Source organism: Burkholderia sp. F1 (assembly GCF_050813845.1).
GTDB classification, from domain to species: Bacteria; Pseudomonadota; Gammaproteobacteria; order Burkholderiales; family Burkholderiaceae; genus Burkholderia; species Burkholderia ubonensis.
Map to the genome: position 1 here is coordinate 1 of NZ_CP172422.1, position 19,942 is coordinate 19,942.

A 19,942-nucleotide genomic window follows, 5' to 3' on the forward strand; every position below is an offset into this window, starting at 1 on the left:
ATGGCCACGAAGCGCGCCAAAAAAACCGATGTGGATGTGGTGAGTGCCAGTTCAGCCGAATTGCGAAAGGCCGTCGAGGCGATCGCCATTCAGCCGAAAAGCGGCAAGATCACCCTCCTGACTCGCAAGCTGTTCAATGTCCTGCTGGCCGTGGCCCAGCAGGCCGACGACTCGGGCGATACTTATCGCGCGCTGTTGTCGGATATCGTTGCCAACTCCGCATTCGATTCGAACGATACCGCGCTCGTGAAGGAACACCTGCGCCGCATGGTGTCGGTGCAGGTCGAATGGAGCACCGGCACGTCGAGCCAGAAGCCCGGCCGAAAGTGGGGGATCTCGACGCTGATCGCGGATGCGGAAATTCTCGAAGACCCGGCCACGCGCCGCGTGTGGGTCGAATTCTCGTTCGCACCGAAGATCAAGAAGAAGCTGCTCGACCCGGTCCAGTACGCGCGCCTGAGCCTCCAGTTCCAGAGCCAGCTGCGCAGCAGCGCAGGCCTCGCGCTGTATGAGATCTGCGTGCGCTACCTGACGAACCCGAGCCACCTGACGATGCGCGAGCCTTGGGAATGGTGGCGACCGATCCTGTCGGGTACGCCGGACACCGAAGCCGGCGACGAAGCGAAGCGCGAATACAAGTACTTCAAGCGCGACTACCTGCGTCCAGCGATCGCGGAGGTCAACGCGGTCACGAACATCTTCGTCGAGCTGATCGAGCATCGTGAAGGGCGGCGGGTCGCGGAGATCCAGTTCCGCGTCACCGAACGCAAGCAACCGATGCTGGCGCTCGACGAGCATCCGAACGTGTTCGACAGCACGCTGGTCGACCGGATGGTGAAGCTAGGCATTCCGTTGAAGGAAGCGCAGACGCTGTACGCGGATAGCGAAGAAAACCGCATTCGTGCGGCGCTGCAGATGACTGAGCAGCGGTTGCGCAGCACGTCGCTGCCGCCGGTGCGCAGTGCTGCTGCGCTGTTCAAGGATGCGCTGAAGAAGGGCTATGCGCCGCCGGTGGAGGCCGTCGAGGCGTTGCCGGCCGGCACGACGCCGGGCAAGGCTGCCGCGGCGCAGCCGGACGATCTGAAGGCGCGGCTGCTGAGCGAATATGCCGCGTATCGGCGCAAGGAAGCGAAGGCGCTGTACGACGAGCAGGGTGAAGCGGAGCGCGAGGTGGCGCGCGAGTCATTCGAATCGGAAGCACTGCCGACGATGGGCTCGCATCTGCGCGACGATTGGCGCAAGCGCGGCCTCGACTCCAAGCTGACCGAGACGGCTTTCTTCGACTGGCTGGCCCGGAAGACCTGGGGCGAGCCGACCGACGGCGATCTGCTTTCCTTTACGCTGAATCAATCCCGGGCGGCCTGAGCCGCCGTCCTGCCTGCGGCGGCCCCGGCATCGCCGGGCGCCCGCCGCGTCCGGTCAGTCCGACAACAGCATCCGCTCGAGCTGCTCGAGGATCGCGTCACGCTTTTCCTTCGGCAGCCCGCGCAGCCGCAACTCGATGCGGTCTTCCCCATACGACTTCAGATCGCCGACCGACTTGCCGCCGAGCTTGATCTCGAGCCGTTGCGCATAGCGCTGACGGCTGGCGGGTTTCGGCGTTTCCTGAGCGGCCGCTCGGCCTTTCACGATGTCGGACACCTGGCGCGTGCTCAGGTCGTCCGACACGATCTTGTTGATCAGCCGTAGCGTCGCATCCGTGCCGCGCGCGTTGTGATAGCGCCCGACCTGATACGCCATGTTCGAACCGAAGCGATCGGGGCGCGCGACCATTTCCTGCATGATCGCTTCCGGCAGCTTGCCGATCGACAGCGCGACGGCGACCGTCGACTCGTCGAGCCCGAGATGTTCGGCCAGTTCCTTTTGACTCTGGAAGTGCTTGTCGTCGAGGAATCGGCGCCACACGACCGCGTTGTCGAACACGGTCTGCGAATCGCGCTGGACGTTCAGGTCGTAGCCGAGCTTGTAGCTCTGGATGCCGATCGGCAGATCGATCACGATCGCCTTGACCGAATCCTTGTTCGCTTCCTTCAGCGCACGCACGCGACGGCCGCCGTCGCTGACGAAATACATGCCCGGATTGTCGTAGTCGGGAATCACGTGAATCGCCTGCTGCTGCCCCTGCTTCGCGAGGTTGACCGCGAGTTCGGCAATCGACGATTTCAGATAGAAGTGCCGCGGGTTGAACGGGCTGTGCTTGATCGCCTTCAGCGAGAGTTCGATCACCTGTCCGGGCGCATAGCGGTTCTCGAGACGCCACGCACGGTATTGGGACGATTCGTCCGTCGACGCATCGAGGGTGATGTCCGGCGCCGGCGGCGTGACGCTGTCTTTCTTGGCTGATTTCGGTGCTGCAGGTGCGGACGTTTCCGATTTGACGAGACCGTCGATCGCATTCAGCCGATCGAGGGCCGTGCGCTTTTCACTCGTCGTCATATCCGGTCGCGCCTGGAATCCTTTGGCGAATTGGGAGGGTTTCATGCGAGTCCTTTATGCGCATAAAGTCAGGGCAGCATCGCGACGATCTCGTCGGCGCATGCGCGAATTTCCGCGGCGGCGAGCTTCGCGCCGCGATCGTTCATCTGCAGGACGGTCTGACCGAGCGCCATCGCCTGCTTGTACGCTTCCCGCGTCGGGATTTGCGTCTTGAGTAACGGGAAGCCGAGCTCCTCGAGCGCCCGCTTGAGTTCGCGGGTCAGCATGCGCTTCTCTTCGGTCTTGTTCAGCAGGAATACGGCGCGCAGATCTTCGTTCATGACCTGCGCCTGCTGGATCAGCTTGACCAGGCCGACACTCGACCAGTAATCGGCCGGCGACGACGAAGTCGGGATGACGGCGATCGATGCTGCGAGCAGGACGACGCCGGAGACCTTCTCGGTGATCGACGGCGGGCAATCCACGACGATGACGTCGTAGTCGTTGATGAACTTCTTGATCTCGCGGTGGATCTGGCCGCCAGCTTCGGCAAGATTCACGACAGGGAAAGGGATGCCGGTTTCGCTGTCGCCCGACGCGCTGGACCAGTGGACCAGTGTGTTTTGACCATCGGCGTCAACGACGAGGACGCGCTTCCCTTTTTCGTGAAATGCGGCGCCGAGGTGCATGGCGATCGTGCTTTTGCCGACTCCGCCTTTTTGTTGAGTGACTGCAATGATTTCCGCGGCCAATTTTCACTCCTGTTTTTGGTCGTTGGAATTCTACAGGACGATATTTATATTTCAATGAAACTGTTGTTCGTCAACTACGCGCTGGCCGTTCGGACGAGCGATTTATGCGCATAAACCCATGACCCGACGGAGGCCGGGGGCGGAGCGAGTGCCGGGCAGATGTCCGCATGGTTTTGTCGCGCCGCGGTATGCAAGTGCGGGGCGAAGGGCGGTCAGGCCATTGCTGGACTCAAGCGGTCGATGCGTGCCACGCGTCGACGGGTAACGGAGTCACCGTGCGGCACAAAGCGCGTGGAGTTTATGCGCATAAATCGAGGGCGCCCTTCCGGTCATGCATGGGGGGGGCGCGACGGTCGCCGGTGGAGCGGCCTCGCGAGCGGACGACAGACTGATGAGCGGCTCTCACGTGTGGCATGACCGGCGCGCGTCGGGTGTTGTGTGGTTTATGCGCATAAACTGCCCACTGATCAGCGTTCTCCCACTCGTGGCGTGACAGGCAGTCGAGCCACGGGACTGCGGCTCGCGGCCATCGGACGATGCCAGACGCACACTCCCCCGCCAGACAAGGTCACGTGAGACGCAATCCTTCTGCTGCGACAGACGGGATGACGCATCGTCGGGTTTGTGCGCATAAAGAGGCTGGTCACTATTGAACGTGTCGACGTTGTGCGACCTCATGTTGGAATCGCGAACAGGCGACCAGCAAACGTCCGATACCTCGATGCGGAGTGCGGCAGCCCTACTCACCGCTTCGAGCGCGCCGCGCGGACTGGCTACAATACGAGACCCTATCACCCATGTCCGAATGATGATCACGATCTACCACAACCCCCGATGCTCGAAATCGCGCGAGACGCTGGCGCTTGTCGAGGCGCTGAATCCGAGCGGCGCGCCCGTGAATGTCATCGAGTATCTGAAGACGCCTCCGACGGTCGAGGAGTTGGAAACGCTGCATCGTCAGCTCGCGCGTCCGGTTCGCGACATGCTGCGCGACAACGAGGAGCCATACAAGACGCTCGATCTCGGTCGCGCGGATTTGACCGATGCGCAAGCCTATGAGGCGATCGCCGCCCATCCGATCCTGCTTCAGCGTCCGATCGTCGTGTACAAGGGCAAGGCCGCCATCGGGCGCCCGCCCGAATCGGTGCGCGAATTGTTCGAATAATTTTAATTCTGCGTATTTTTCTTGTTGTGCCGATCCGGCGCGAATGCTCCGGATGATCGATGCGTGCACGACGTGCGGCCGGATCGGCCGCGTCGGCACCTCGATCTATCGGAGCGATACGCAAGGATCGCAATCGCGAGCGCCGCCGGCGAATCGCTCGGTGCGTCTCGCGGCGGGTATTGCGCCCACGCTTCAACGGTAGAAATGGCCCGCCGCCTCACCGGCAGCGTCGCTCGACGACGAACGCCGATGCGCAGGTCGCGTTTCTCGACCGCCAGCGCCAGCCCGAAGCCAGCGAAGCCGTCACGCCTCCTCGTCCCCCTGCCCCGCCGCAGCCTTCGCCGCCGCGCGCAGCAGCGCGATCTGCTCGCGGTATTGCCGGCAGCCGCTGCAGGTCGGCAAATGCACGCGCACCTGCACGCGCTCGTGGACCGTCAAGTGCCGGTCGAGCGCATCCGACAACAGGCGCGTCACATCCTTACATTTCCCCGGTAGCATCTTCGGTCGTCAGCCCCTTTTCGCTCAGGCAGGTGCGCAAGCGCGTGCGCGCGCGGTACAGCAGCACGCTGCAATGATTGATCGTCAACGTCAACTCGGTGCAGATGTCGCCGATCTCGACATCGAGAAACTCGCGCATCATGAACACGCGTCCGATCTGCTCCGGAAGATGGTTCAGGCAGATCTCGAACAGCATCCAGAACTGCTGTTGCTGCAGCAGCGTCTCCGGTCGCGGCCACGGCCGCGGCTTCGCATGCGCGGCCCAGTGCCCGTTGTCCTTGAAGAGTTCGCGGTCGAGCACGGCTTCGCCGTCGAGTTCGGCATCGAGCGCGGACAGGTTCACCGTCCGCTGCCGCGCGCGCAGCACGTCGATCAGCTTGTTGCGCAGGATGCCGAACACCCAGGTCTTGTGCGCGGACAGGCCGGCGAAATCCCCCGCGTGCGTCCACGCGGCGGTCAGCGCTTCCTGCACCGCGTCCTCGGCCGCATCGGCGTCGCGCAACTGCAGGCGCGCGAAGCGCAGCAGGTCGTGCCGCAGTTGCGCAAGATAGGCGGGGTCGTCGTACGCGGACGGCATCGTCGGGAATCTCTCGGGAGGAAACCGCGCGCGCCACAGGTCGCCGCGCCGCGCAGTGCGAGCAGCTTACTGGGCGTCGCGCCGGCCCGCAATGCGCGTCATTGTTCATGAATTCGGCTGGCGGGCTGCGCTATGCTTGCCGACAGGCTGGTGTCGCGCAAACGTTGGTGCGCGACCGGTCATGTGTAACAGACGGGCATGTCGACAAAGTTATCCACAGTTTCTGTGGAAAACCTTGTGGAAAGTCGGCCGGATGGCCCCGTGGGGCGGCTCACGGGCTGGCCTGCCTATAAACAGACCTTTGCCGCCTATCCTGAAGCAATCGATTCTATTCCAAACCCACTGGAAGGAGACAGTCATGGCACATCGCATTGCGGTCATCGTCGGCAGCCTGCGACGCGGATCCTGGAACCGCGCGCTCGCACGCGCAGTGGTCTCGCTCGCGCCGGCCGATCTTGCATTCGAATTCGTCGAGATCGACGAGTTGCCGCTGTACAGCCAGGACTACGACGCGGACTTCCCGGAAGTCGCCAAGCGCTTCAAGCAGGCGATCGAAGCGGTCGACGGCCTGCTGTTCGTCACGCCGGAATACAACCGGTCGATTCCCGGCGTGCTGAAGAACGCGCTCGACTGGGGCTCGCGCCCGTGGGGCGCGAACTCGTGGGCGGGCAAGCCGGGTGCGGTGCTCGGCACGTCGCCGGGCGCGACCGGCACGGCCCTGTCGCAGCAGCATCTGCGCAACGTGCTCGCGTATCTCGACGTCGCGACGCTCGGGCAGCCGGAGATGTTCATCAAGCACGACCCGACGCGCATCGACGACGAGGGCAGGATCGTCAGCGACGATACGCGCAAGTTCCTGCAGGGCTTCGTCGATCGCTACGCCGCGTGGGTGCGCCTGAACAAGGGGGCCTGAGGCAAGTGAAGCGCCGGCCGCGGGCCGGCGCGCCCCGTCAGGTGCCGGCCTCGTGCCGCGCATCGCGTGCGTCGCGGATGCCGTGCAGGATCTCGTCGAGCAGCGCGATGTCGAACGGCTTCGACAGCACGCGCACGTTCACGCCGCGCGTGCGGTCGAGCTCCTCCGCATACCCCGTCACGAGGATCACGGCCAGCTTCTCCGGCCGCCGCCCGATCGCTTCGGCGAGATCGATGCCATTCAGGCGGCCGGGCATGTGGATGTCTGAAATCACGAGATCGAAGCCATCGTTCGCCGGCGCCGCTTCGACGAGACGCAGCGCGTCGTCGGCGGTCGCCGCGTAGGTCACGCGGTGCCCCAGCAGCGTGAGCAGCGCCTCCGTTCCGGCGGCGACTTCGCTGTTGTCCTCGACGAGCAGCACGTGCAGGCCCGCCGGCGGGCTCGCGTCCTGCACCGGCACGACGACGGGGAGCGGCGGCCGGGCGGCGGTCACGTCCAGCGGGTTCGCGCGCGGCAGATAGAGCCGCACCGACGTGCCCGCGCCCACCGCGCTGTCGATCGTCGCGAGTCCGCCCGAACGTTCGCAGAACGCGAACACCTGCGGCAGCCCGAGCCCCGTGCCCATCCCGTGCGGCTTCGTCGTGAACAGCGGCTCGAACGCGCGCGCGAGCACGTCGGGCGCCATGCCCGAGCCCGTATCGTCGAGCGAGATCTGCACGAAATCGCCGGTCAGCGGAAAGCCGTCCTCACGGCGCAGCGTCACGTTGCGCGCGCCGACGGTGAAGCGGCCGCCGATCGGCATCGCGTCGCGCGCGTTGACGGCGAGGTTGATGACCGCGAGCTCGAGCTCCGCCACGTCCACGCGGATCGGCCATACGCCGGGCTCGATCGCGACGGTCAGCGACGACTTCGAGCCGAGCGACGTCTTCAGCAGTTCGCGGCAGGTGCCGACCCACTGCCCCACGTCGATCGTCTCGTTGTGCAGCGGCTGCTTGCGCGCGACGCCGAGCAGCTGGCGCGTCAGCGACTGCCCGTTCTTCAGCGCCCGCTCGATCGCGCCGAGTTCCGTGTCGAGCTGCTGGACGCCGCGGTGCCGCGCGATCTGCACGTTGGTCGAGATGATCATCAACAGGTTGTTGAAGTCGTGCGCGACGCTGCCGACGAGGTTGCCGAGCGCCTGCATCTTGCGCGACTGCCGGTACGCGGATTCGATCGACCGCCGCATCGACGCTTCCGCCTGCCAGCGGTCCCACGCGGCCTCTTCCGCCTTGAGCCGCTTGAGCGACAGCCAGATCACGCACCACAGCGCGAACGACGGCGCGAACATCGACACGAACAGCACCGTGAGATGCTCGTACCACTCGCGCCAGATCGCCGACGTGCGATACGCGCACGACACGTATACCGGATAGCTGCCGACCTGCCGGTACGCGACGATCTCGCTGCCGGCATCGTGGCGCACGCGCACGACGCCGCCGCGCGGGTCGCCGTGCTCGTCGCTGAACGACAGCGCGCGATAGGCTTCGGCCGCGGCGGGCGGCGGCGGATACGACGCGAGCACCGCGCCGTCGGCGCGCGCGAGCGCCATCGTCATCGGCGTCTTCGCGCCGCCGATCAGCTCGCGGTAGAACGCATTGAAATACGACGACTTCAGCGCGATCGACACCATCCCGGCGAACGAGCCGTCGCTGTGCCGCCGCGCGACGCCGGTGTTGAACACGGGCGTGTCCGCGAGCCGCCTCGGCCCCGGCATCACGCGCGAGATGTGCTCGATGACCTTGCCGTCGCGGATGCCGAGGAAGTCGTCGCGATTCGCGATCGACGTGTGCGGCGCCGGAAAGTAGAGGCTGTTCGCGAGCAGCCTGCCGCTCGCGCCGAAGATCGACACGGCCGCGACCTGCGGGTAGCCGCCGCCGATCTCGTTGAGCGCGTCGTGGATGTCGGATTCGTCCTTGCGCACCGCCGCGTCGTCCATGTCCTGCACGAGATCGGCGATGCGCGCGTCGAGCGTCTCGCTCAGGTCGAACACCTTGAGCGCGTGCTCCTCGGCGACGCGCACGGTGCGCATCGTCACGTCGCTCGCGGCGGCTTCGCGCGACTTCAGGTCGTTGTACGCCATCACCGCGACGTAGGTGCACGGCAGCACGATCGCGGCGATCAGCAGCACGATCAGCGTCACGCGGCGGACCGCGAAATCGTGTTCGGGCGCGCCGGACGGATAGGCCCCGTCGTCCTGCCAGTCGTCGGCGGAGGCGTGGTGGCGGGAATCGGCGGGCCGGTCGGACGTCATGGATGGGAGCGGGTGAAGCGGAGGCAGAGGTGCCTGCCATCATAAACGAGTTGCGCCGAGGGCCAGGGCTCGCGCCAGGCGGCGCGGGCTGGCCTGACGTTTCCGACAGGGGGAATTTGTCAGATTGAAAACGCGACGAATCCGGAAGCGCAAACGTACACAAAGAAAAATTTTGCGTCCTTGGCGAAAAAATGGTCGCAGCTGTTTTCGGAATGCGGCGCGATTGGATCGATTCTGTCTGAATCGGCAAAAATGGCGAGTTGCACCGCCCCGGTTTTACCCAGAGAATCGCGCCTTGCTTTCCATGACAGATAGATACGCGCCTGCCGATGCCAGCGCGCAGCCCGTCGTGGGCGATATTTGCCGCGACGTCCGGCGCAGGGGTGCCCGGCGGCTGCACGCGTCCGTTCACACGGCGCCTAAAGAAACGCGGCGCACGGTCGTTAACGCGAGAGAGACCATTCCGTATTCCGCTCCGCCCGCCATGTCATTGCCGATTGTGATTGCCGACGATTCGCTACTCGCTCGCAAGTTGCTGACAAAGGCATTACCGGGAGATTGGGACGTGGACATCGCGTATGCGGCGAACGGCCGAGAGGCACTTGCGCTCTATCGTGACGGCAAAGCTTCCGTGATGTTTCTCGACCTGACGATGCCGGACATGAACGGCTATCAGGTCCTCGAAACACTGCGCCACGAAGATCTGAATACGTTCGTGATCGTGGTATCGGCCGACATCCAGCCGCAGGCGCGCGAGCGCGTGCGCGAGCTGGGTGCGATCGCGTTCGTCGCGAAGCCGGTGACGTCGGAGGCGTTGCTGCCCATTCTCAAGGAGTATGGGTTGTATGCCTGACTCGGTGTTCACGGCGGAGCAACGCGACGCGTTGCAGGAAATCGCCAATCTTGCGATGGGCCGCGCTGCCGCACGGCTCGCGTCGCTGCTCGGCCGGTTCATCGAGCTGTCGGTGCCGCGCGTGCGCGTCGTGCAGGCGTCCGATGCGGGCAAGGCGCTGCGCGAGATGACGGGCATTCACGACAACGTGACCGCCGTGCGCCAGGGGTTCCGCTCCGACATCAAGGGCGAGGCGCTCGTGTTGTGCCGCACCGCGAACGTCAACCGGCTCGCGGCGCTCGTCGACCACACGTTCGGCGACGCCGCGGCGGGCCAGCGCACGTGCGACGACGACGAAGTCGATGAAGTCGACGACGAGACGTCCGCCGCGCTCGGCGAGACATCATCCCAGGACGAGCTCGTGTTCGACGTCGCGAACGTGCTGATGGGCGCGTGCGTGTCGTCGATCCTCGACGAGCTCGGCCGCACGCCGGTGTTCTTTCCACCCGGGCTGCTGGGCGCGAACGTGTCGTTCGACGACGTGTTCCAGCCCACCGTGCTCGCCTGGAGCGTCGCGCTGCTGCTCGAAGTGAACCTCGGCCTCGAGGACGACGCCTTCCGCGCCCATTTCGTGATGCTGATGGCCGAGGATTCGATCCGCCTGATGGGTGACGCGCTCGACGCGTTGCTTTCCGCGCTATGACCGCCCCGCTCGCCCCGACCGCTTCGCTGAGCGACCTCGTGATCGAACGGGTCGGCTTCGGCCTGTTCGTGCTCGACCGCGCGATGAACGTGCTGATGTGGAACCGCTTCATGCAGGACCACAGCGGCGTGCCCGCCGACGACGTGATCGGTCGCAACCTGTTCGACTGCTTTCCGGACCTGCCGCGCGCGTGGCTCGCGCGCAAGCTCGAGAGCGTGTTCCAGCTCGGCAGCTTCGCGTTCAGCTCGTGGGAGCAGCGGCCGTACCTGTTCCGCTTCGAGCATGACCGGCCGATCACGGGCGGCGTCGACTTCATGCAGCAGGACTGCACGTTCATGCCGCTCACGCGCGGGCGCGAAGTCGAGGCCGTGTGCGTGACGATATCGGACGTCACGCACGTGAGCGTGATGCAGCGCGAACGCGAGGAAGCGGTGGCGAAGCTGCGCGAGCACGCGAACTGCGACGGGCTTACCGGCATCGCGAACCGGCGCTTCTTCGAGGCGAGGCTGCGCGACGAGTTCGCGCGCTGGCAGCGCTATGGCGGCAACCTGTCGGTGCTGCTGTTCGATCTCGATCATTTCAAGACGATCAACGACCGGTTCGGCCACGCGGTCGGCGACGCCGTGCTGCGCGAGATGGCGCTGCGCGTCGCCGGGATCGTGCGCGCGCAGGATACGTTCTGCCGCTTCGGCGGCGAGGAATTCGCGCTGCTGCTGCCGTGCACCGATCTCGCCGAAGCGATGCTGGTGGCGGAGAAGGTGCGATGCGCGATCAGCGCCACGCCGGTCGATGCCGAGGGCGTGCGCGTGCCGGTGACGGCGAGCGTCGGCGGCGCGAGCGCGCATGCGGGCGCGCAGACCTGCGAGGTGCTCGTCAACGAGGCCGACGCCGCGCTGTATCGCGCGAAGCGGCTCGGCCGCGACCGTTCCGTCGCCTACGCGTAGGCCTCGTTCACGTTCAGCTTCAGCTCTTCGCGATGTCCGCCAGCACGCCGGCCAGCACCGCCGGCTGCGATACGAACGGCGAATGGCTGCTGTCGAGCTGATGCACGTGCGTCGGGTTGTCCGGCGTGAACGCATCGGCTTCGTCGATGAAGCGCTGCTGCAGCGCGGGCAGGATCACGCGATCCTGCAGGCACTTGATGTAGTGGCGGTCGAGCGCGCCCCAGCGCGCGGCGGTCGTCGGGATCGCCGTCGCGAACGGCGCGGCCGGCACGTCGCAGCTCATCAGGTTCGCGACCGCCTCGTATTCCGCCTGCGGGACGTCGTCGCACAGCGCGCGCTTGGCCGTCGCGCGATACGCGGCGTCGTCGCTGCGCGGATCGATGCGCAGCGCGCCGGTCGTGCGCGGGCTCGCGAGCATCAGCTGGCCGAGCAGCTCGCCCTGGTTCTCCGGCGCGCGCACGTAGTCGAGGCCGGGCACGCCCGACGCAGGCATGAACGCCGCGAGGTAGACGATCTTCGCGATCTTCTCGGGCATCCGTTCGGCGGCCGCCGTGATCGCGATGCCGCCCATGCTGTGCCCGACGAGGACGACCTTGCCGTGGCCGAGCGCATACGCGTCGTCGACCGCCTGCATCACCTGCGACGCGTAGTCGTCGAGCGTCGTGTTCGCGACCGGCGACGGCTCGGCGCCGAACGCTTCGCGATCGAGCGGACGCTGGAGGTACGATGCGGGAAAGCGGGCGTTGATCCCGTGCGCGGGCAGGTCGCGCGCGATCGACAGATGGCCGCGTGCGGCCAGCGCGGCCATCACGTGCGCGTAGCACCACGCGCCGTGCCATGCGCCGTGCACGAACACGAAAACCGGGTGGGCGGACTGCGGGGATGCGGGTGGCACGGCTGTCACGTTCGTCTCCATGAGTTCGGAATGCGTTGTTCGGATAAAGCATCATCTTAGACGAACGGACGCGGGCCCAAGCGGCGGCGGCCGGTCGCACCGGATCGGCCGCCGGCCATGCGTCCCCGAATGTGTCGCGGAGACGACATTTCGGTCATATCTGATTTAAATTCGCGGCAGATCGCGCTAATTTGATGCTTTATCCTGATCGCGCCCCATGAACGTCGACTATCTCTTTTACCGGAAGCCGGACAAGCCCGGCCCCTATTCCCTCGACGACCTGGGCGACGTCGCGCCGCCGATCGGCCCGAGCGACGCGGTGCGCGCGGGAATCGCGCGCGTCTTCGAGCAGATCGACTGGCGCGAATCGGCCGACGTGCCGGGCGCGTGGTTCGGCACGGGCGGCCCGGTGTTCCAGTTCACCACCGACCCGGACGGCCGCGTGACGAGCTTCATGGGCTCACGGCTCGAGCGCCGCGCGATGCTTCAGCTGACGCGCGAAATGGGGCTCATTGCGCTCGATCTGCAGCGCGACATCGTCTACGGCTAGCCTGACGTGCCTGTAGAGGCCCTCGACCAGACATCCCCGGCCCGCAGGGGCCGTCCGGCCGAGGGCGGCAAGCCGCGCATGGCGGGCCGCGGGGCCCGGCGCCGCGCATCCGGGCGCCGCCGCGCCGCGCGGCGGCCGCACCGCCATCGATGTTCAAAGATTGCTATACTTTCGCCCAATTCCGGCTTCCGGCCGGCAATTCATGCTTGTCTGCGTCGATCGTTCGCACATCTCGCACGCATTTGACGCCCTTACCATCCCAGCCGGGCATGGCTTCTTCAATCGCCCCGCGTGGGCGTCTCCGTGGAGCTCGTCTTGGCCGCTTCCAATCTCGTCGTGGACGAACAAGAAATCGACGCCGCTGCCGTCACATCGGGCAGTTCTTTTTATCTTGCGATGCGCATCCTGCCGGCGACGCAGCGCGATGCGATGTTCCAGGTGTATGCGTTCTGCCGCGCGGTCGACGACATCGCCGACAGCGACCTGCCGCGCGCCGAGCGCGCCGCCGGCCTCGAGCGCTGGCGCGCGGACATCGACGCGTGCTTCGCGGGGCGGCCGCCGCGGCATCTCGCGGCGCTCACGCGCGAGATCCACGCGTTCAACCTGCAGCGCGACGATTTCCACGCAATGATCGACGGCATGGCGATGGACGCCGCCGAAGACATCTGCGCGCCCGACGAGCCGACGCTCGACCTGTATTGCGATCGCGTCGCGAGCGCGGCCGGCCGCCTGTCGGTGAGGATATTCGGGATGCCCGAAGCGGAAGGCATCGCGCTGTCGCACCATCTCGGTCGTGCGCTGCAGCTGACCAACATCCTGCGCGACATCGACGACGATGCGGCGATCAACCGCTGCTACCTGCCGCGCGAGCTGCTCGCGCGCGAAGGGATCGCGATCACCGATCCGGCGACGATCGCGCGCGCGCCGGCCTTGCCGCGCGTCTGCGCGACGCTCGTCGAGCGCGCGATCGAGCATTTCCGGCAGGCGGACGCGGTGATGGACAAGTGTGCGCGGGCGCAAGTGAAGGCGCCGCGCATCATGTCGGGCGCGTACCGCTGCATCCTCGATGCGGCGGTCGCGCGCGGCTTCGAAGCACCTCGCCTGCCGATCCGCAAGCCGAAGGCGCGCATGCTGATGATCGCCGCGCGCTACGCGCTGTTCTGAGGCGATGCCCAGAACCGTCCACGTGATCGGGGCAGGACTCGCGGGGCTGTCGGCCGCCGTCGAGCTGCAACGCCGTGGGCGCCGCGTCGTGCTGCACGATGCGCAAGCGCAGGCGGGCGGGCGTTGTCGTTCGTGGTTCGACGCCACGCTGAACGCGACGCTCGACAGCGGACTGCATCTGGTGTTCGCGGGACAGCCCGCGACGCAACGCTACCTGCGGACGATCGGCGCGGCCGATCAGCTGGACGGGCCGGCGCTGCCGGAATTCCCGGTCGTCGACGTCGGCGCGCAGCAGCGCTGGACGCTGCGTTTCGGCAGCAGCCGCTGGCCGTCGTGGCTGTTCGACGCCGCGTCGCGGGCGCCGGGCACGACGCCGCTGGATTACCTGTCGCTCGCGCCGCTCGCATTTGCGCGCACGGGCCGCTCGCTCGCGCAGACGATGCGTTGCGACGGCGTGCTGTGGGATCGCTGGCTGCGGCCGTATTTCCTCGCCGCGCTGAACGTCGAGCCGCGCCATGCGACGGCGGAACTCGCGCGGGCGGTCGTGTTCGGCACGCTCGCGGCCGGCGGGCCGGCGTGCCGCCCGCTCGTCGCGCGCCACGGGCTCGGCAGCGCGTTCGTCGATCCCGCGCTGCGGATGCTGCAGCACGGCGGTGCGTCGATCCGGCTGCGCTCGCGGCTCGACGCGCTCGAATTCGGCGCGAACGGCCATGCGCTCGACGCGCTGATGATCGACGGCGCCCGGGTCGATCTCGCACCGGGCGACGCGGTCGTGCTGGCGGTGCCGCCCGACGTCGCGCAGCCGCTCGTGCCCGACCTGACCGCGCCGGATACGTATAGCGCGGTCGTCACCGCGTACTTCGCGGCCGAACCGCCGCCGGGCTGCGCGGTGCACACGACCGTCGTCAACGGCGCCGCCGTCGACGCGGTGCGGGCCGCCGAAGGCCAGCTCGCGGCGACGATCCGCGACGCGGGCCGCTGGCTCGACACGCCGCGCGACACGCTCGCGCGGACCATCTGGCAGGACGTCGCGCGCGTGACGGGCGCGTCCGCGGATGCCATGCCCGCGTGGCAGCTCGTCATCGAGCCGCGCGCGGGGTTTGCGGCGGTGCCGTCGCAGGAAATGAAACGTCCGGCTGCGCGTACGCGCTGGACCAATCTCGTGCTGGCGGGCGACTGGATTGCCACCGGCCTGCCCGCCACGATCGAGGGCGCGATCCGCTCCGGCCAGAAGGCCGCGGACGTGCTGCAGTCACAATAAGAGAGGGACCGATGAACGATCTCACCGATATGCCAACCCTGGCCGCCGACACCGCGGCAGCCGACCTCGACGCCGCCGTCGCACGCGCGACCGACGCGCTGCTCGATGCACAGCAAGCCGACGGGCACTGGGTCTATGAACTCGAAGCGGATTCGACGATTCCGGCCGAGTACATCCTGCTCGTCCACTATCTCGGCGAGACGCCGAACCTCGAGCTCGAACAGAAGATCGGCCGCTATCTGCGCCGCATCCAGCAGCCGGACGGCGGCTGGCCGCTGTTCACCGACGGTGCGCCGAACATCAGTGCGAGCGTGAAGGCGTACTTCGCGCTGAAGGTGATCGGCGACGACGAGAACACCGAGCACATGCAGCGTGCGCGCAAGGCGATCCACGCGATGGGCGGCGCCGAGATGTCGAACGTGTTCACGCGCATCCAGCTCGCGCTGTACGGCGCGATTCCGTGGCGCGCGGTGCCGATGATGCCGGTCGAGATCATGCTGCTGCCGCAGTGGTTCCCGTTCCACCTGTCGAAGGTGTCGTACTGGGCGCGCACGGTGATCGTGCCGCTGCTCGTGCTGAACGCGAAGCGGCCGATCGCGAAGAACCCGCGCGGCGTGCGCATCGACGAGCTGTTCATCGATCCGCCCGTCAACGCGGGGCTGCTGCCGCGCCAGGGCCACCAGAGCGCCGGCTGGTTCGCGTTCTTCCGCGTCGTCGATCACGCGCTGCGCGCGGTCGACGGCCTGTTCCCGAGCTACACGCGCGAACGCGCGATCCGGCAGGCGGTTGCGTTCGTCGACGAGCGCCTGAACGGCGAGGACGGTCTCGGCGCGATCTATCCGGCGATGGCCAACTCGGTGATGATGTACGACGCGCTCGGCTATCCGGAAGACCATCCGAACCGCGCGATCGCGCGCCGGTCGGTCGAGAAGCTGCTCGTCGTGCACGACGACGAAGCGTACTGCCAGCCGTGCCTGTCGCCGGTGTGGGATACGTCGCTCGCGGCGCACGCGCTGCTCGAGACGGGCGACCCGCGCGCGGAAGACGCCGTGGTGCGCGGCCTCGAATGGCTGCGTCCGCTGCAGATCCTCGACGTGCGCGGCGACTGGATCTCGCGCCGTCCGAACGTGCGGCCGGGCGGCTGGGCGTTCCAGTACGCGAACCCGCATTATCCGGACGTCGACGATACGGCCGTGGTCGTGATGGCGATGGACCGCGTCGAGAAGCTCCGGCATTCGGACGCGTATCGCGAGTCGATCGCGCGCGCGCGCGAGTGGGTCGTCGGCATGCAGAGCAGCGACGGCGGCTGGGGCGCGTTCGAGCCGGAAAACACGCAGTACTACCTGAACAACATTCCGTTCTCCGATCACGGCGCCCTGCTCGATCCGCCGACTGCGGACGTGTCGGGCCGCTGCCTGTCGATGCTGTCGCAGCTCGGCGAGACGGCCGCGAACAGCGAAGTGGCGCGCCGCTCGCTCGACTACATGCTGAAGGAGCAGGAGTCGGACGGCAGCTGGTATGGCCGCTGGGGGATGAACTACGTGTACGGCACATGGACCGCGCTGTGCTCGCTGAACGCGGCCGGCCTCGGCCCGGACGATCCGCGCGTGAAGCGCGGCGCGCAGTGGCTGCTGTCGGTCCAGAACAAGGACGGCGGCTGGGGCGAGGACGGCGACAGCTACAAGCTCAACTATCGCGGCTACGAGCAGGCGCCGAGCACGTCGTCGCAGACGGCCTGGGCGCTGCTCGGCCTGATGGCGGCCGGCGAGGTGAACCATCCGGCGGTCGCGCGCGGGATCGACTACCTGATCGCCGAGCAGAAGGAACATGGGCTGTGGGACGAGACGCGCTTCACGGCGACGGGCTTCCCGCGCGTGTTCTACCTGCGCTACCACGGCTATCGCAAGTTCTTCCCGCTGTGGGCGCTCGCGCGCTACCGCAACCTGAAGCGCGCCAACGCGACGCGCGTGACGGTCGGGATGTAACGCGTGACGGCGTCGAGGCACACCGGCACGCTGCCCGTCATCGCGGTGACGGGGATGGCGTTCGAGGCGCGCATCGCGGGCGGCGACGGCGTCGAGGCGGTGTTCGCCGCGCGCGCCGATCGGCTCGAGCGCGCGCTGGCCGAAGCGACCGCGCGCGGCTGCGCGGGCATCGTCAGCTTCGGCACCGCGGGCGGGCTTGCGCCCGACCTCGCGCCGGGCGCGCTCGTGATCGCCGACGCGATCGACGGGCCGTTCGGCCGCGTGCAGACGGACGTCGGCTGGAGCGCGCGGCTCGTCGGCGCGCTGCATGACACGCCGGTCTGGCCGCGTGTGAAACGCGGCGTGATGGCGGCCGTCGGCGCGCCGGTCGTGAGCGAAGAAGACAAGGCGTCGCTGTATCGCGCGAAAGGCGCGCTGGCCGTCGACATGGAATCGCATATCGCCGCGGCCTTCGCGGCGGCGCGCGGCGTGCCGTTCGCGGTGTGCCGCGCGATCGTCGATCCGGCATGGCGCACGTTGCCGAGCGCCGCGACGGCCGGGCTGCGCGACGACGGCAGCACCGCGATCCTGCCGATCCTGCGCGAACTCATCAAGCAACCTTCCCAGCTCGGCCCGCTGCTGCAGGTCGCGGGCGATGCGCGCGCGGCGCGCACGACGCTGATCCAGGCGCGGCATGCGTTCGGGCGCGCGGGGGCGCTGCGGATCGGGTGAGCGGGCGGTTGCGGTTTCTTTCCTTTCTCTCTTTCTTTTCCTCGATTGAATGGCGTGCGCCGCAGCCGCGAGACGATGGAAGCATGCACGCCCCGACAACGGCACGATCAGGCGGCGGGCTGCCCGGCCCGACGCATCGCCCAAGTGCCTCCAACCAGTGCGGTGACGACCAGCACCAGCGCAAACGACGTCCCGGCGGATGCCAATCCCACGTGGTCGATCAGATAACCGGTCGCCACCGGCAGCAGGCCTGCCGGAATATAGCCGCCGATGTTGAGCACGGCATTGGCCTGTGCCCGATGGGTATCGGGCACGTGCAGACCGATCAGGGTCAATCCGCCCAATTGCCCGAGCCCCTGCCCGGCGCCGGCAAGCAATGCAGACGCGATCAATGCCGGAACCAGCGAAGCGCGAATCGCCAGCACAAGGCACATCATCGACAAGATCGTGGCCAACGCACTTGCCGCGAAGATGCGCGCGACCGGCCATTTCCGCACGGCGAACTGCACGCCGACCGCGGTGAAGAACATCGCGCAGGCCGTGCCGCCGGCCAGCAAAGGGCTGCGGATTTCGAGCAGCCGGGCCAGTAGAGACGGCCCCAATGCCAACACGAACGAAGTCGCCGTGATGCCCGGACCGAACGTGGCGATGCCGCACAGGATGTGGCGACGGTTGGAAGCCGGCACGTGTGGCAAACGCAAGCGAAGCGGGCCATTTGCCTTGCGGCGTGCCGGCAAGCGCGACGCAACCCCCAGCGCACTGAACAGGACCAACGCCTCCACAGCAAAGATCGGCGGCACCGGGCGCGCCAGCCACTGGGCCGCTCCGCCCGCCCACAGCGGTCCGAGGCCGGCGCCCAGCACCATGGCGATCGAGGCCAGCAAGGCGGCCGTGGGCTTGCGCTCTGGGCCGCCTGCGTCGACGACCGCGGCCATGCCAGCCGAGACGATCACCCCCACGGAGATGCCCGCCAGCAGTCGGCCCATGGCGAGCATGGCGATCGAGTTGGCGTTGGCAAACAGGCCGCAGGCAATGAGCGCCGCAAGCAGGCCGGGAAGCAGCACCGGCCTGCGCCCATAGTGATCCGACAACTGTCCGGCGACCAGCAGGGTGCCCAGCAGGCCGACAATGTAGAGCGCGAAGATCACGGTCAGCATGCCTGAGGAAAAGCCCAATCGCTCCTGCCAATGGACGTAAAGCGGCGTAGGCGAGTTCGACAGCATGAAAACTGCGGTGATCATCCAGGCCACCGGCCATATGCGTGCCGGGGATCGAGTGGCGACGCGGGATGAGCGTGCGCAAGCGGAAGCGGAAGAAAACGGCATGACGACCCTCATGTACGAGTTTTTTCGAACTATACATTAGTTCGAGAAAACTCGTACAGGTGCTATAGTGTGATGCACCATGAGGAAAGAAACCACGAATCCCCGAGCCCGGACGTCGCCTGTCACGCCGGCCGAGCTCCCGCCGCCGCTGGAAGAGCCGGCCGTCGAAGAGCTACGGCTCGAAAACATTCTGGCTGCGCTGGCTGATCCGCTGCGACTGTTCATCGTTCACAAGCTGATGATGGAGTCCGATGCCTACGACCATCCTTGCGGCTGGTTTGGTCTCGACCGGCCCAAGTCTTCCCTGACCCACCATTTCAAGGCCCTGCGGGAAGCCGGAGTGATCCGTCAGCGGCAATATGGACTCGAACGGCGGAGCCGGCTGCGCCGCGAAGATCTCGAAGCGCGCTTTCCGGGGGTGTTGTCGTTGGTGGAAAACTGGCAGCCGCCCGCCGATGCCTGTACGCATCAGGGCACGAATTGAAGGCGTGCTGCGAGGACATCGGCCTAGCCATGGAGAAGGAGACCGAATTGCCCGCACGCGTGAGAATCCTCGCTTGCGGCGCACGCAGTTCGGTCCGCCGGCGCATTGGTGTTTCATGCGGACTGACGACCCGCGTTGCGGGCGTTATCACACCAGGGACAATACGATGGAGTATCGATTTTACGTGGCTTCGGATGTAATCCGTGATGGTTTGGGGGTCGAGCTGACGGACGCAGATGGGAATGTGCTTGCCGAGGTGTTTAGATGTGACGCTGACAACTCTCTAACGGTTTCATTGTTTTCTGAGGGGTTGCCGTTTCCACAGGTAGAAAAGCTAGTGCTACTGGCGCGAGAAGAACTCGCTTCGTTCGAAGACGGAGCGCCGTTACCAGGTCGCATTGCACGTAACGGCTGATCGATAGCCCAACCGTTCGCTGCGGGGCGTCAAGCGCCCCCGGCGTGCTGCAAATTCAAATTC

General features: G+C 66.7%; 19 protein-coding genes. 12 read left to right on the plus strand and 7 right to left on the minus strand.

Annotation, left to right across the window (positions count from 1 at the left end):
• On the plus strand, nt 1–1,365 hold the full coding sequence (locus tag ACFIMZ_RS18970; RefSeq protein WP_431823902.1) for a replication initiation protein: 1,365 nt from the start codon (nt 1–3) through the stop codon (nt 1,363–1,365).
• Nucleotides 1,366–1,419: 54 nt separating this feature from the next.
• Here ACFIMZ_RS18970 and ACFIMZ_RS18975 read toward each other — a convergent pair whose 3' ends face one another.
• Nucleotides 1,420–2,481, minus strand: coding sequence for a ParB/RepB/Spo0J family partition protein (locus tag ACFIMZ_RS18975; protein WP_431823903.1), 1,062 nt, complete (start codon nt 2,479–2,481; stop codon nt 1,420–1,422).
• Between the two features lie 23 nt (nt 2,482–2,504).
• On the minus strand, nt 2,505–3,167 hold the full coding sequence (gene parA, locus ACFIMZ_RS18980; RefSeq protein WP_042584728.1) for a ParA family partition ATPase: 663 nt from the start codon (nt 3,165–3,167) through the stop codon (nt 2,505–2,507).
• An 808-nt stretch (nt 3,168–3,975) separates the two neighbouring features.
• On the opposite strand from parA, the gene arsC reads away from it, so the two are divergent.
• Nucleotides 3,976–4,332 (plus strand): arsenate reductase (glutaredoxin), encoded by a 357-nt coding sequence (gene arsC / locus ACFIMZ_RS18985; RefSeq protein ID WP_431825444.1) that lies wholly within the window; start codon nt 3,976–3,978, stop codon nt 4,330–4,332.
• Between the two features lie 303 nt (nt 4,333–4,635).
• Here arsC and ACFIMZ_RS18990 read toward each other — a convergent pair whose 3' ends face one another.
• On the minus strand, nt 4,636–4,830 hold the full coding sequence (locus tag ACFIMZ_RS18990) for a zf-HC2 domain-containing protein (protein ID WP_431823904.1): 195 nt from the start codon (nt 4,828–4,830) through the stop codon (nt 4,636–4,638).
• On the minus strand, nt 4,811–5,407 hold the full coding sequence (locus ACFIMZ_RS18995; RefSeq protein ID WP_431823905.1) for an RNA polymerase factor sigma-70: 597 nt from the start codon (nt 5,405–5,407) through the stop codon (nt 4,811–4,813). The genes ACFIMZ_RS18990 and ACFIMZ_RS18995 overlap by 20 nt, the downstream gene beginning before the upstream one ends.
• A 358-nt stretch (nt 5,408–5,765) precedes the next feature.
• Here ACFIMZ_RS18995 and ACFIMZ_RS19000 point away from each other — a divergent pair, with 358 nt between their 5' ends.
• The gene (locus tag ACFIMZ_RS19000; protein ID WP_431823906.1) at nt 5,766–6,320 is read left to right on the plus strand and encodes an NADPH-dependent FMN reductase; all 555 of its coding nucleotides are present in this window, start codon (nt 5,766–5,768) and stop codon (nt 6,318–6,320) included.
• Between the two features lie 37 nt (nt 6,321–6,357).
• On the opposite strand, the gene ACFIMZ_RS19005 is transcribed toward ACFIMZ_RS19000, so the two are convergent.
• Complete coding sequence (locus tag ACFIMZ_RS19005; protein ID WP_431823907.1) at nt 6,358–8,610, minus strand: response regulator; 2,253 nt, start codon at nt 8,608–8,610, stop codon at nt 6,358–6,360.
• A gap of 484 nt (nt 8,611–9,094) precedes the next feature.
• Between ACFIMZ_RS19005 and ACFIMZ_RS19010 the strand changes: the two genes are divergently transcribed.
• From ACFIMZ_RS19010 to ACFIMZ_RS19020, 3 genes are read left to right on the plus strand one after another with little or no spacing between them, the layout of a single operon-like run.
• On the plus strand, nt 9,095–9,463 hold the full coding sequence (locus ACFIMZ_RS19010; protein WP_010088926.1) for a response regulator: 369 nt from the start codon (nt 9,095–9,097) through the stop codon (nt 9,461–9,463).
• Entirely contained in the window at nt 9,456–10,145 is a 690-nt protein-coding gene (locus ACFIMZ_RS19015; RefSeq protein ID WP_431823908.1) for a chemotaxis protein CheC, read from the plus strand. Before ACFIMZ_RS19010 ends, ACFIMZ_RS19015 begins: the two co-directional genes overlap by 8 nt.
• A complete protein-coding gene (locus tag ACFIMZ_RS19020) occupies nt 10,142–11,089 on the plus strand; it encodes a sensor domain-containing diguanylate cyclase (RefSeq protein ID WP_431823909.1) in 948 nt (315 codons plus the stop codon). Before ACFIMZ_RS19015 ends, ACFIMZ_RS19020 begins: the two co-directional genes overlap by 4 nt.
• Before the next feature lie 19 nt (nt 11,090–11,108).
• Here ACFIMZ_RS19020 and ACFIMZ_RS19025 read toward each other — a convergent pair whose 3' ends face one another.
• Nucleotides 11,109–12,005 carry an alpha/beta fold hydrolase gene (locus tag ACFIMZ_RS19025; RefSeq protein ID WP_431823910.1) on the minus strand — a complete coding sequence of 299 codons (897 nt, stop codon included), beginning with the start codon at nt 12,003–12,005 and terminating at the stop codon, nt 11,109–11,111.
• A gap of 196 nt (nt 12,006–12,201) precedes the next feature.
• On the opposite strand from ACFIMZ_RS19025, the gene ACFIMZ_RS19030 reads away from it, so the two are divergent.
• The 5 genes from ACFIMZ_RS19030 (at nt 12,202) to ACFIMZ_RS19050 (ending at nt 17,655) form a co-directional block, all read left to right on the plus strand.
• Nucleotides 12,202–12,534, plus strand: a complete 333-nt coding sequence (locus ACFIMZ_RS19030) for a hypothetical protein (protein WP_431823911.1) — start codon at nt 12,202–12,204, stop codon at nt 12,532–12,534.
• Nucleotides 12,535–12,849: 315 nt separating this feature from the next.
• A complete protein-coding gene (hpnD, locus tag ACFIMZ_RS19035; RefSeq protein ID WP_431823912.1) occupies nt 12,850–13,698 on the plus strand; it encodes a presqualene diphosphate synthase HpnD in 849 nt (282 codons plus the stop codon).
• 4 nt (nt 13,699–13,702) lie between these two features.
• Nucleotides 13,703–14,959 (plus strand): hydroxysqualene dehydroxylase HpnE, encoded by a 1,257-nt coding sequence (gene hpnE, locus ACFIMZ_RS19040; RefSeq protein ID WP_431823913.1) that lies wholly within the window; start codon nt 13,703–13,705, stop codon nt 14,957–14,959.
• An 11-nt stretch (nt 14,960–14,970) separates the two neighbouring features.
• Nucleotides 14,971–16,944, plus strand: a complete 1,974-nt coding sequence (gene shc, locus ACFIMZ_RS19045) for a squalene--hopene cyclase (RefSeq protein ID WP_431823914.1) — start codon at nt 14,971–14,973, stop codon at nt 16,942–16,944.
• A 54-nt stretch (nt 16,945–16,998) separates the two neighbouring features.
• Nucleotides 16,999–17,655 carry a phosphorylase gene (locus tag ACFIMZ_RS19050; RefSeq protein ID WP_431825445.1) on the plus strand — a complete coding sequence of 219 codons (657 nt, stop codon included), beginning with the start codon at nt 16,999–17,001 and terminating at the stop codon, nt 17,653–17,655.
• Nucleotides 17,656–17,762: 107 nt separating this feature from the next.
• On the opposite strand, the gene ACFIMZ_RS19055 is transcribed toward ACFIMZ_RS19050, so the two are convergent.
• The gene (locus ACFIMZ_RS19055) at nt 17,763–18,896 is read right to left on the minus strand and encodes an MFS transporter (protein ID WP_431823915.1); all 1,134 of its coding nucleotides are present in this window, start codon (nt 18,894–18,896) and stop codon (nt 17,763–17,765) included.
• 163 nt (nt 18,897–19,059) lie between these two features.
• Between ACFIMZ_RS19055 and ACFIMZ_RS19060 the strand changes: the two genes are divergently transcribed.
• Nucleotides 19,060–19,464, plus strand: coding sequence for an ArsR/SmtB family transcription factor (locus ACFIMZ_RS19060; protein WP_431823916.1), 405 nt, complete (start codon nt 19,060–19,062; stop codon nt 19,462–19,464).
• Nucleotides 19,465–19,942: the final 478 nt, after the last annotated feature.